The organism is Citrobacter sp. Cu231, assembly GCF_030332265.1.
In the GTDB taxonomy this organism is placed as follows: Bacteria; Pseudomonadota; Gammaproteobacteria; order Enterobacterales; family Enterobacteriaceae; genus Citrobacter; species Citrobacter meridianamericanus.
This window is the reverse complement of sequence record NZ_JAOWIE010000043.1, coordinates 151857-164710: the sequence shown is the minus strand read 5'-3', so window position 1 is coordinate 164710 and position 12854 is coordinate 151857. Positions and strand designations below refer to the sequence as shown.

The 12854-nt window shown below is 55.2% G+C and carries 12 protein-coding genes; all 12 read right to left on the bottom strand.

What is annotated here, in order from left to right; genetic code table 11:
* Window positions 1–13: 13 nt before the first annotated feature.
* Window positions 14–1150, bottom strand: a complete 1137-nt coding sequence (gene appB, locus OGY15_RS17365) for a cytochrome d ubiquinol oxidase subunit II (protein WP_286540326.1) — start codon at window positions 1148–1150, stop codon at window positions 14–16.
* A gap of 11 nt (window positions 1151–1161) precedes the next feature.
* Entirely contained in the window at window positions 1162–2706 is a 1545-nt protein-coding gene (gene appC / locus OGY15_RS17360; protein WP_187259328.1) for a cytochrome bd-II oxidase subunit 1, read from the bottom strand.
* An 88-nt stretch (window positions 2707–2794) separates the two neighbouring features.
* Window positions 2795–3652, bottom strand: a complete 858-nt coding sequence (locus tag OGY15_RS17355) for a hydrogenase expression/formation protein (protein ID WP_187252970.1) — start codon at window positions 3650–3652, stop codon at window positions 2795–2797.
* On the bottom strand, window positions 3649–4053 hold the full coding sequence (gene hyaE / locus OGY15_RS17350) for a hydrogenase-1 operon protein HyaE (protein WP_286540324.1): 405 nt from the start codon (window positions 4051–4053) through the stop codon (window positions 3649–3651). Before hyaE ends, OGY15_RS17355 begins: the two co-directional genes overlap by 4 nt.
* A 5-nt stretch (window positions 4054–4058) precedes the next feature.
* Complete coding sequence (gene hyaD, locus OGY15_RS17345; protein WP_278238074.1) at window positions 4059–4640, bottom strand: hydrogenase 1 maturation protease; 582 nt, start codon at window positions 4638–4640, stop codon at window positions 4059–4061.
* Window positions 4637–5371, bottom strand: a complete 735-nt coding sequence (gene hyaC, locus OGY15_RS17340; RefSeq protein ID WP_286540320.1) for a Ni/Fe-hydrogenase b-type cytochrome subunit — start codon at window positions 5369–5371, stop codon at window positions 4637–4639. The genes hyaD and hyaC overlap by 4 nt, the downstream gene beginning before the upstream one ends.
* 18 nt (window positions 5372–5389) lie before the next feature.
* Window positions 5390–7183, bottom strand: a complete 1794-nt coding sequence (gene hyaB, locus OGY15_RS17335; RefSeq protein WP_286540318.1) for a Ni/Fe-hydrogenase large subunit — start codon at window positions 7181–7183, stop codon at window positions 5390–5392.
* Window positions 7180–8307 (bottom strand): hydrogenase 1 small subunit, encoded by a 1128-nt coding sequence (gene hyaA / locus OGY15_RS17330; protein ID WP_151218537.1) that lies wholly within the window; start codon window positions 8305–8307, stop codon window positions 7180–7182. Before hyaA ends, hyaB begins: the two co-directional genes overlap by 4 nt.
* 209 nt (window positions 8308–8516) lie before the next feature.
* Window positions 8517–9797, bottom strand: a complete 1281-nt coding sequence (locus OGY15_RS17325; protein WP_151224813.1) for an NAD(P)/FAD-dependent oxidoreductase — start codon at window positions 9795–9797, stop codon at window positions 8517–8519.
* A 2-nt stretch (window positions 9798–9799) separates the two neighbouring features.
* Entirely contained in the window at window positions 9800–11287 is a 1488-nt protein-coding gene (gene puuC, locus OGY15_RS17320) for an aldehyde dehydrogenase PuuC (protein ID WP_286540315.1), read from the bottom strand.
* Window positions 11288–11424: 137 nt separating this feature from the next.
* A complete protein-coding gene (gene puuR / locus OGY15_RS17315) occupies window positions 11425–11982 on the bottom strand; it encodes an HTH-type transcriptional regulator PuuR (RefSeq protein WP_006685847.1) in 558 nt (185 codons plus the stop codon).
* A gap of 25 nt (window positions 11983–12007) precedes the next feature.
* Window positions 12008–12772, bottom strand: coding sequence for a gamma-glutamyl-gamma-aminobutyrate hydrolase (puuD, locus tag OGY15_RS17310; RefSeq protein WP_151218540.1), 765 nt, complete (start codon window positions 12770–12772; stop codon window positions 12008–12010).
* Window positions 12773–12854: the final 82 nt, after the last annotated feature.

The following is a 12854-nucleotide window of genomic DNA, read 5'->3' as shown; positions in this document are numbered from 1 at the left end:
CGTACACTCCTCCCTAATAAAGTTCGTGGTTGTCGCGGCGGATCGTTTCTACATTTATGCGCCCCAGCATCTTGTAATAACTCCACACGGTATAAAGCAGAACGATCGGTAAAAAAATCAGCACAATAACCAGCATGATGCTGAGCGTCATCTGGCTGGAGGTACTGTCCCACACCGTCAGGCTGGAGAGCGGATACGCGCTTGAAGGCATCACAAATGGAAACAGGGTAATGCCGGCGGTGAAGATCACGCAGGCCTGAGTCAACGAAGCAAACAAAAATCCCCACACGGCCCGATGCTGGTCGCAGGTATAGAGTGTCAGCATCGGGAAAATCATGCCCAATAGCGGGATCAACAGCAGTGAAGGTGAGTTTTCAAAGTGCCCCATCCACGCGCCCGGTGCGATCGTTACGACTTTTAATAGCGGGTTGGAAGGACCATTAGGATCCTGGTTAAGCAGCACAAAGCCGTCAATCCCCGTCCACAGCCAGTATCCGGCTAGCAGGAAACAGAGCACTACCAGCATCGCGCTGCGGCGGGTGGCAGATAACGCACGCTGGCGAAGTATGCCGTCGGTTTTCAACTGTAACCACACGCCTCCCTGCAGAATAACCAGCATCAGGCTTAATGCGCCGCACAGCAGGGCAAAAGGAGAAAGTAGCTGCCAGAAGGTACCCAGATAGTGCACATGAAGCTGTGGCGTGAAGAGAAAAGGTACCCCTAAAAACAGATTACCGAACGCCACGCCGAAGATAACCGGCGGCACCAGACTGCCGATCACCAACCCTGTGTCCCACATGGCTCGCCAGCGTGCATTGGCTATTTTTCCACGGTAATCAAAGGCCAGCGGGCGAAAAAAGAGCGCGCACAACACCAGAATCATCGCCACATAAAACCCCGAAAATGCGGCGGCATAGACCCGCGGCCAGGCTGCGAATAATGCGCCGCCCGCCAGAATGAGCCACACCTGATTACCTTCCCAGTGCGCCCCGACGCTATTGATTAGTACCCGACGTTCCTCGTCGTTGCGCGCGATCAGCGGCAACAGGCAACCAACCCCCATATCAAACCCGTCGGTGACCATAAATGCCACCAGGATGATGCCAATCAGCAGCCACCAGATGAGCCGCAACGTTTCATAATCCAACATGATTATCTCCTTTATCCCTGTTGTTGCGCCGGTTGCTGACGTTGCATCGTATCCGGGCCCAGACGCGCGTATTTCTGCATCAGGTAGACCTCTGCAATTAAGAACAAAGTGTAAAGCGTCAGGATTAGCCCCATGGAGAAGGCCAACTGGCCTGCGGTCAGCGCGGAGTGGGCGTACCAGGTTGGCAAAATATCCTGAATCGCCCACGGCTGACGGCCAAACTCCGTCATAAACCAGCCAGCTTCAATGGCAATCCACGGTAGCGGCAAGCTCCACAGCGTCATGCGCAGCACCCAGCGATGCTGGTCGATGCGCCTGCGTAAGGTTTGTATTAGCGCAATCGCCATTACCAGCAACAGCAGCGAACCGCATGCAATCATGATGCGAAAGCTCCAGAATACCGGCGCAACTTGCGGGATTGCGCCGCGTTGCGCTGCCTGATATTGCTCAGGAGTGACATGGTTCATATCAGGCGCGTAGTTTGCCAGCAGAATGCCGTAACCCAGATCTTTTTCCACGTCGTAAAACGCCTTGAGCACCTGTGGCGTACGGTTACCTTTGGCGATTTCCTGCATCAGCAGCCACGCTTCCCGACCTCGTTGCAGGCGGGGGAGAGCATCCGCCATCAGGTTTTTCAGCCCGGGAACAGGCGTGTCTAAAGAGTGCGTCGCCAGGATGCCCAGCAGAGCCGGTATCTTCACGGCAAAGGCGTTGCGTTCTTGTTCTTGCTGCGGCCAGGCGATCAGATGAAAGGGGGCTGGTGCTGGCTCGGTCTGCCATTCACCTTCCATTGCTGCCAGTTTTACCGGCTGGCGTTGTGCCACCTCATAGGCTGAGCTGTCACCCAGTTGCAGGGTGCCGAGAATCGCCAACGTGCCAAAGACGGAGCCCACTGCGAAGGAGCGTTGGGCGAACTCGCGATTGCGACCCCGCAATAGATACCAGGCGCTGATGGACATCACAAACATAGCGCCTGTGACATAACCGGACATCACGGTATGTACAAATTTCACCTGGCTGATGGGGTTAAAGACCAGCTCGCTAAAGCTGCTCATCTCCATACGCAAGGTATCAATATTAAAGTGAGCGCCGGTGGGATATTGCATCCAGCCGTTGGCGTTGAGGATCCACAGGGCCGAGATATTAGAACCAAACGCGACCAGCCAGGTGACCATCAGGTGTTGGTATTTGGTTAAGCGTTGCCAGCCGAAGAAGAACAGACCAACGAACGTCGATTCGAGGAAGAAGGCCAGCAGGGCTTCCATTGCCAGAGGCGCGCCGAAAATATCACCCACGTAGTTGGAATACAGCGACCAGTTAGTGCCGAACTGAAACTCCATGGTCAGGCCGGTCGCCACGCCGAGCGCAAAGTTAATCCCAAATAACTTACCCCAGAAACGTGTCATGTCGCGGTAGACTGTTTTGCCGGTCACCACATAAATGGTTTCCATGATGGCCAGCATAAAAATCAGCCCCAACGTCAGGGGAACAAACAGAAAATGGTATAGCGCGGTCAGCGCAAACTGCCAACGCGATAAGTCAATGACGTCCCACATGCGAACTCCATCAGGCATTAGAGAGAGAATAGGTAAGGAAGAAAACGTCAGACCCGCTGCAAAAAATACGCGGGTCCGAAGAGAATGTTCAGGCCGGTGGGCCGGATGCCAGCCAGCCGCAGACTTCATCCAGGCGCTGGAGCGAGTCGCGAAGATCTTCCGGCGCAGCCTGCACCAGCTCTGGTAATGGGCAGATCTCATAACTTTCGAGCAGAAGCCCTTTCAGGGTATCCAGACAGCGCACATGCCAGACATGGCGCAGCGCCGTGGCATCGATTTGGCTCTCGCCGTAACCGATAGTGCGGATCTGGATGCGTCCTTCGCCACATAATCGAGCAAGAAACAGGCGATCCGCATCGCTAATCGGAAGTTGGGTGAGGTTAATGCTATGGGGTTGCAAGGCCGGATCGCGCACGTGCGCCAGCAGTTCCTGTGCCAGCGTCAGGCCATTCATTAGCCCGTCCACCGGCGGGGGCAACAAGCTGTCGTCCGGCAGTGTATTGAATGTTGCCGCCAGCCACAGCGCCCGCGGCGCGCTACCTGCTTCCAGATGCTCCTCCCACTGTCCCTTGTCATTCTGACTACGTACCCGCCAGATACCGCAGAAAATCGACTCCTGAATTTCGCTCGTTCTGCCGTCAGCATGCTGGATGCGCACTGAAACTTCGCCTTCGCCGAGTAGCGTATTTAAAAACGTGAGATCGTCTGCGTTGAGCGCGGATAATTCCCACCCCAGCACGTCCTGTTTGGCCGGAATACACCTCCTGAGCTGGTGGCGCACATCGGCTAACAATCCCATTACCGCCGGACTGTGCGGGCAGTTTTCCAGGGACGCCATGCTGGGGTCGCTGTTAACCTGGCAGGTAAGGGGCAAAGGATTCATGCTGAAGCTGTCATCATTTGGCTGCGTCCCCGGCCCCAGAAGATGAAAAAAAGTGTCGCTCATCGTACGGACTCCGGCGGCATGTGTGGTTCAACTAACGGGCGCATCAGGTTAAGCAGATCGGCCCACGTGTGGATACCGCTGAGAATGCCGCGCAGTTCGCCGTGGATAAACACCAGTGTGGCTGGAAAGCGGAATACGCCAAAACGATCGCCAATCGCCTCACTGTGCTCAAGATCCGTCATGGCGATATGCCAGTCAAACTGGGGAAACTCGCGGAGCAACTCAGCAATCATCACCGGGTTATCGCTGACTTCGGGGGTCCGGCGGGGATCGCTACTGAGCAGCACCACACCGTCGCGAACGTGGGTTACCCAGTCATCCAGTTCGGAGGCGTTTAGCGGCTGCCAGCCTCGCGCTATCATACGTTGCCATAGAGTAGAAAACGGGTTGTCATTCAACATCTTGCTTATCTCTCCAGCGTTACGCGATACTGGCGAATACGCACGCCTTCATAGTTTTCCATCGACAGACATTCATAGTTCAGGCAACGCGTGTCATCGTTGGTCTGTGGCACAACCCCCCACGCAGCCAGTTGCGTAAGTGCGGCCTGCTCCGCCGCCGGAAGCTGAGCGCGGGCGATGTCGGTCAGGCTGCCGCCATAGTCGTCCAGCTGTACCGGTTGAAGTCCTACAAGGGCGATGTGCGGGGGCAAATGACCGCGAATGTCCGCCAGCGCCAGCACTTCGGAGAAACTGTTCTGGTGCAGACTCATTTTTTTGGCGCTGAGGTAACTGGGGACTTTTTCACCGGCGTAGGTTTGCAGGGTACCCGGCATGAGTCCGTAGTCGATGGCGTCCAACAGTAGCAAATGACTGGCCTGCTCAACGTAGCCCAGCAGATTCAGTCCCTGCGTGCCGCCGTCGACGATTTCAACGTATTCCGGCCAGTGATAATGGGCGTACAGGCGCTCGGCGACGCGAATGCCAAATCCTTCGTCTGCCCACAGCAGGTTGCCTAGACCCATCACGATGACGTGTGGTTCACTCATAACGCCTCCTTGTCGTGCTGACGACGGTTAAATTTGTGGCTACGGTAGCCGTTGACCATGGTGGAGATGACGGTATCGTCAGACATGATGTCCTCGCGAATCGCCATGTAGACATGACCAACAATGAAGGCCGCAATGAACCACATCCCCAGCCGATGCCAGCTGTGGATGTCGAGAGAGTTGCCGCCGGTCCAGTAGAAAAACTCCGTCACATAGCGAAAAGGGGTAAAAATGGCGTACTGGCTGTGCTCGCTGTATAAGGCGAAGCCGGTGAGGATCATAAAAACGGAGAGCAGGAAATAGCCGAACATTGCCGCCTGTGCGACGGGGTTATGGCCGATATCATTTCCCGGTTTTTTCTCCAGAAACAGATACCAGCGCACCACCGAATACGCGCCATGCCACCAGCTACGACGCCAGACCGGCACGATAAACAGCTCGCGCGAATAGCGGTTCCCGACGAAGGCCCAGTAAATTCGACCCAGCAGGATCACCGTGAACACCATGGCGGCGGCGAAATGCACCAACCGGATGTCGCCCATATAGAACAGATATGTGGCCTCGCCGCTGACCGACGGCAGTGGTCGGCCAATGAAGTAGCCGGTCACCATCAACACCAACATGCAGCCGACCGTCAGCCAATGCCACAGGCGCACAGGTGCTTCAAACACATAGTGGCTGATAGCGGTATCACGCGCCTCCCCGGCGCGGGGGGATGTCTTTCCAGTCATCGTTCCTTTCCTCAGCGATTAGCGAACCTGGACGGCGATGAGTTCGCTGCCGTCGTCGCCGAGCACGTGTGTTGAACATGCCAGGCAGGGGTCGAAGCTGTGCAAAGTGCGCAGGATCTCCAATGGCTGATCGGGAATCGCCATTTGAGTACCCATCAATGCCGCCTCGTAAGCGCCAATTTGTCCTTTTGGATCGCGTGGGCTGGCATTCCAGGTGGTCGGCACCACGCACTGATAGAGATCGATTTTCCCGTCGCGAATCGATGCCCAGTGACCTAACGCGCCGCGCGGTGCTTCGGTAAAACCGATCCCGCGGCACTGCTGCGGCCAGCTCTCTGGCTCCCATTTTTCGGTGTTTGCGGTTGCCAGATTGCCGTTTTTCAGGTTAGTCATCAGCTTGTCGAAGAAATATTGCAGTTTGCTCACGGCCCACTGGGCTTCGTGTGCGCGACACAGAATACGCCCCAGCGTTGACTGCATACCTGACAGCGGCAGCTTGAGGGCAGACATCATGCGATCGACGGATTCAATCGTGGCGGCATCCCCTTTGTGATAGGCAATCAGCGTGCGCGCCAGTGGGCCAACTTCCATGGCATGTCCGCGCCAGCGCGGAGCTTTAATCCACGAATAGCGTTCCTGTTCGTTGAGCTGCTGAATATCAATATCGCTGCCTTTGACATCACCCGGGTTATACCAGGGTTCAGTGATTCCTTCGAACGGGTGACGGCCTAATTGATCGTCCGGATAACGGTACCAGGCATGATCGACAAACTCCTGAATTTGCTGTTGATCGGCCAGATCCACTGGCAGCACGTTTTTAAAATCACCGTTAATCACCGCACCGCCCGGCATTAGCAGACTCTTTTGGCTGAAGTCATTAGCGATATCCGGGAACGCGCCATAGCTCAAAACGCACTTATCAGAAAGCCCGGTGCCAATCTGGCTCCAGGACTTATTGAACTGGCCAATAGCCAGCGCGTCCGGAACCATGACGTTGTTGATGAAGTCGGCGGTGCGGGTGATTATCGACTGCACCAGGTTCAGGCGTTCCATATCAACCGCACCTACCGCGCCGCGCTGATCGATATTAATCGCGCACGGCATACCGCCGACAATCCAGTTAGGATGCGGGTTCTTACCGCCGAACACCGTATGGATTTTTATGATCTCGCGCTGAAAATCGAGTGCCTCCAGATAATGGGCAAAACCCATCAGGTTAGCCTCAGGCGACAGTTTGTACTGCGGGTGACCCCAATAACCGTTGCGGAAAATCCCCAACTGACCGCCGTCGACAAATTTCTTCAGGCGATTTTGGACGTCAAAGAAGTAGCCTGGGGAGGACTTTGGCCAGGCGGAAAGGCTTTGGGCAAGTTGTGATGTGGCGCGCGGGTCTGCTTTCAGGGCATTCAGAACGTCAATCCAGTCCATTCCGGCTAACTGGTAAAAGTGTACCAGGTGATCGTGGCACCAGAGTGTGGCCAGCATAATATTGCGAATGATGTTGGCGTTGTCGGGTACCTTGATGCCAATAGCATCTTCAATGGCATACACCGATGCCAGGGCATGTACGCCGGTGCATACTCCGCAAATACGTTCGACAAACGCCCAGGCGTCACGTGGGTCGCGCCCCTGCAGAATGATTTCCAGTCCGCGGAACATGGTGCCGCAGGAAACCGCGTTGGTGATGATGTTCTGCTCATCAATGTTCACTTCACAACGCATGTGTCCTTCAATGCGGGTTATTGGGTCCACAACCAGACGGCGACCCGCATTGTTTAACGTGTATCCCTGGGTTTGATACGAATTGCTCATGCCTGGTTATCCTCTTTGTCCGGCTGCGGTTGTTCGGCTTCAGTTAATTGCTGTTTGTGGCGGTTATGTTGATTGACGGCGCTGGCAACCGCATGGACGCCGACGCTGGCCGCCACCACGCCGAGCGCGGTGAGGCCCACTGTGTCGGCGGTTGAATGGGTGCCCATCTGTGGAATATCGACCACACGGCTGTAGAACGAACCGCGATCCCAGAAGCCGTTCTCCGAACACCCCAGACAACCGTGACCGGACTGGATGGGGAAAGAAACACCGCCATTCCAGCGGGTAGTGGAGCAGGCGTTATAGGTGGTTGGCCCTTTGCAGCCCATTTTGTACAGGCAATAGCCTTTGCGGGCAGCGTCATCGTCCCAACTTTCAACGAACTCTCCAGCGTCAAAGTGGGCGCGGCGATAACATTTGTCGTGAATACGCTGACCGTAGAACATCAGCGGACGCCCCAGACGGTCGAGTTCAGGCAGTCTGTCAAACGTCACCATGTAGGTGATTATGGCGCTCATGACGTCCGGAATCGGCGGGCAGCCGGGCACTTTCACGATCGGCTTATCGGTAATCACTTTATCGATCGGAGTGGCCTGGGTTGGGTTAGGCCTCGCAGCCTGCACGCAGCCCCAGGAGGCGCAGGTGCCCCAGGCGATGATCGCGCTGGCTCCGGCGGCGGCTCTTTTCAGTTTTTCAATAAACGGTCGCCCGCCGCTAATGCAGAACATCCCTTGTTCTCCCAGCGGAGGATTACCTTCGACTGCCAGAATGTATCGGCCGTGGTAGCGGCTTAGAATGTCTTCAAAAACCTCTTCGGCCTGTGTTCCGGCGGCTGCCATCAGGGTGTCGTCGTAATCAAGGGAAATCAGAGAGAGGATGACGTCTTTGGCGAGTGGGTGAGAGGAGCGGATAAATGATTCGGTACAGCAGGTGCATTCCAGACCGTGGATCCAGACGACCGGGATCCGGGGTTTGTTTTCCAGCGCCCAGGCGATTCTGGGCGTCATTCCGGCTCCCAACCCTAGCGATGTTGCCGCGAGACTACAATATTTAAGAAAACTGCGTCTGCTCACGCCCTTGCGGCGCATCGCCTGATAAAAGGTCTCCTCGTTATTCGTATTCATAACACGCGTTTCTTCCCCCGTTGAGTTCTGGCGTACGCCGCCAGCGATAATCTAAAAAAGCCTATCCGATTAGCGGGGAGAAACAATGCAAAGCATGTGGTTATGTCCTATTGCGATATTTTCGTGCCTGTTATCTGTTTTTCGCTTTTTGGCAATAAAAAAACGCACAGGGGGGACCACCCTGTGCGTCGGGTTTATCGCGGAAGAACTTAAACCCCAAGGCGATCGCGTAAGCTGTAATATGCCGCTCCCATGGCTGTAAACGGAATGCGCAGGCTGCGGCCTCCCGGGAACGGGTAGTGCGGCAGTTTGGCGAACGCGTCAAAACGCTCGGCATCCCCGCGCAGTAGTTCGGAAATCAGGCGTCCGGCCAGGTGAGTACAGGTCACGCCGTGGCCGCTGTAGCCCTGCATATAGTAAATGTTGCTATCAAGACGACCGAACTGCGGCATGCGCGACAGGGTTAACAGAAAATTACCGGTCCAGCGGTAATCAATCTTTACCCCCTGCAATTGCGGGAAGGTCTTCAGCAGTTTCGGCATCACCAGACGCTCAATATCGTCCGGATCGCGGGCGCCGTAGACTACGCCACCGCCGTACAGCAGGCGGTTATCGCCGGTCAGACGGTAGTAATCCAGCAGGTAGTTACAATCTTCCACACAGTAGTTTTTTGGGATCAGCGAGCGCGCCATCTCCGCCGACAGCGGTTCGGTGGTTAACACCTGCGTGCCGCATGGCATGCTGCTTTTTGCCAGCGCAGGTTCCAGTTTGTCGCCGAGGTAGGCGTTGCCCGCGACAATCACAAAACGTGCCGTAACCTGACCTTTTTCGGTGCTAACTACCGCCGGGGTGGTGTGCTGAATACGCGTCACAGGTGATTGTTCGAAGACGCGCCCACCGTTCAGACGAATGGCGTTAGCCTCGCCAATCGCCAGGTTGAGCGGATGAATATGACCACCGCTGTGGTCGAGCAGTGCCCCGACATAACGATCGCTGCTGACTTCGCGGCGAATTTCGCTGCTGTCTAACAGTTCAAGCTGCGTATTGCCGTAGCGTTCCCAGTTCGATTTCTGCTCCTCCAGCGTTTCCATCTGCTTGTGGTTCAGAGCCACAAACAGCCCGCCAGGACGATAGTCGCAGTCGATCTGATAACGTTTGATACGTTCGCGAATGATATTGCCGCCTTCAAACATCATACTGCCAAGCATTTTAGCGGCGTCCGGGCCGTAGGTGCGTTCAATGACGTCGATATCGCGACTGTAGGAGTTTACCAACTGGCCGCCGTTGCGCCCGCTGGCCCCGAAGCCAATTCGTGCGGATTCCAGTAGCACTACGTCGTAACCCATCTCTGATAAATGTAGGGCAGAGGAGAGTCCGGTATAACCGCCGCCGACGACGCAAACATCACAGCTCACCGATTCGCTAAGGGTAGGAAACGGTTCGTACTGATTGGCGCTTGCGGCGTAATAACTGCTGGTATGTTCAGTCATGATTAAGACTCCAGGGAGATCCAGATGGTTTTTAATTCGCTAAATTTTTCCAGCGCATGCAGGGATTTATCGCGTCCGTTACCGCTTTGTTTATAGCCGCCGAATGGCACGGTCATATCACCGTCGTTATAGTTGTTCACGAAGACGGAACCGGCCTTCAGGCGGCGACTCATGCGGTGCGCGCGCGACAAATCACGGGTCCAGACTGCGGCGCCCAGACCGTAGTCGCTGTCGTTGGCCAGCGCCAGAGCTTCGGCTTCATTGCTAAAACGGGTGATGACCAGTACCGGCCCGAAGATCTCATCGCGACTGACGTGGGCTTGCGGCGCGGTGTCGACAAAAATAGTCGGGCCGATGGCCGCCGGGTGTACGTGGCTGCGGCCATCCAGCGCCAGCGTGCCTTGCGCTTCACCGTCGCGAATAAAACTGTGTACGGTGTCGGCATGCGTGTTGTCGATAAGCGTGCCCATCGTGGTTTCCGGATCCAGCGGGTTGCCCGGCTGCCAGTTTTTCGCCTGTTCTTTTAAAAGCGCGATGAACTCGTCGGCAATACTCTCTTCCAGCAGCAGACGCGTACCGGCAATACAAACCTGGCCCTGGTTATAGAAAATACCTGCCGCGGCATTGGCGGCGGCTTTCGGCAGATCCGGGCAGTCAGCGAACACGATGTTGGCGCTTTTACCGCCGGCTTCCAGCCAGACGCGTTTCATATTGCTGTCGCCAGCGTCCTTGAGCAGTTGTTTGCCGGTGCGAGTCGATCCGGTAAAAGTGATCACATCGACATCCGGGTGCTGAGACAGCGCCTGGCCTGCTTCATGACCGTATCCGCTCACAACGCTGAGCACGCCATCGGGCAAACCTGCTTTTTTAGCCAGTGCGGCCAGGCGAATCGCGGTCAGCGGTGATTTCTCCGAAGGCTTGAGGATCACGCTGTTGCCCGCAGCCAATGCCGGACCTAGCTTCCAGCAGGCCAGCAGCAGGGGAAAATTCCACGGCACGATAGCCGCAATTACACCCACCGGCTCGCGCACAATCAGCGCCAGATCGTTTACCGGGGTGGTGGCTACTTCGCCATAGACTTTATCTATCGCTTCGGCGTACCAACGGATGGCGCGCGCTGCGCCTGGAATATCATCACGCAGGCTATGGCGGATAGGTTTACCGGTGTCGAGTGTTTCCAGTAGCGCCAGCTCCTCGTGATGCTGCTCCATTAAATCCGCGAGCGTGTGCAGTACTGCTTTGCGCTCTGCGGGTGATGCTTGCGACCAGTCCCCACGTTCAAAGACGCTGCGGGCTGCGGTGACCGCGCGGTCTACATCCGCTTTTTTGCCGCGGGCGACTTTCGCCAGTGGGCGCTGTCCTGCTGGATCCAGCGTAATAAAGGTTTCGTTATCGGCGGCCGCGCAATATTCGCCGTTAATAAATAAACGGGTTTCTGGCGAATAATGGCTGGCTTTCTCACGCCAATATTTAAGATTCTGAAAGTTCATAGCTACCCCTTTTATATCAATAAGATAAAGTTCGTTGCTGATCTATTCAGGCAAAATCAGGCTGCACGATGCCCCAGGGATGTACCCTGTTAATGCGCGTTATTTAAGAAGGCCTGAGAAACTCAGGCCGGTACTAATTAGAATGTGGTGGGAGTGTGGGCACTGATGATGCGGCAGATCCCTGCCGAGGTGTTGCTGAAGCTATGGGGTATGCCGGTGTTAATGGCATAACTTTGTCCTGCAACAAGATGATACGTTTGACCGTTGATGGTCAGTATCACTTCACCTTCCAGTATTGTGCCAATCTCTTCACCCTGATGTTTAATTCTCTCCCCGGTTGTCGTGCCTGGCTGATAGGTCTCAAACATCATTGCCAGCGTACGATTCGGATTGCCGTTGTGTACCAGCTTCATGGATACTCCCTGACTTCCGATCTCAATCAAATCCTCCTGATTGATAACCACCTGCGGTTCGTCAGGCTTTTCCGGTTCCGCGAAGAACTCGGAGAGCGACAGCCCATAGACTTTCAATAGCTTTTGCAGCGTACTGATGGCAGGACTAACTTTATCCTGCTCTATGGTGCTGATGGCGCTATGCGTTAACCCAGACAGTTCGGCGGCACGACGCTGCGAAAGACCCAATTGCTGGCGGATCTCTGACAAACGTTTACCCGGCGCCAGGCCGTCATCGCTCATAATTGCATTTCCTTAACTGTAGTAGTCAGAGTCGCTGTTTTTCAGCGAGGTGGTTCTGACAAGCGGTGATAAAACCTTCAAGTAACATACGCGACAGGGCGTATTCGCTACTGTTCCATTCCGGGTGCCACTGCACGCCGAGCGCGAAAGGATGGTCTTGAACGCTGGCTGCTTCCACTAATCCGTCCTGCGAGCGTGCTTCCACGCGCAACTGCGGGCCAAGGGTTTTTGCACCCTGACCATGCAAGGAGTTAACCCAAAACGTGCTGCAACCTGGTATTAGCTGAGATAGCAATCCTCCCTGTTGAACCTGAACTTCATGAGATGGCGCATATTGCTGCTCCACCGGGAGTTCCGCATCTTCACGATGTTCCAGAAACTGTGAGTGATCGCACAGGCGACGATACAGAGTCCCGCCAGTGGCGACAACTAATTCCTGTAAGCCCCGGCAGATGGCGAAAATGGGAATGCGCCTTTCGAGCCCGGCGGTAATTAGCGCCATGCTCAGAAGATCACGCCCGGGATCGGCGTCAGACTCATCGCCATTTTCACCATAGAGGTGCGGCTGCACGTTGCTTGGGCTTCCAGGCAGGAAGATACCATCCAGTTTTGGTAACAGTGCGTTCAGTAATTCGGGTTCCGCGAGTGCATGAGGCAGCGCTATCGGTAATCCACCGGCATGTAATACCGCATTCAGGTACTTTTCTTGCAGAGTCTGGGTCTCATGACCCTTAAGCCTGTTTCTACACATCACTACACCAATAACTGGCTTGTCAAATATATTGCCCATGATCGACCTCACGTTTTGGAATAAATTATTGCCAAACGGTTCCATGTTGTGCCATTCCGTTCATTATTTTCTCAATCTAGCA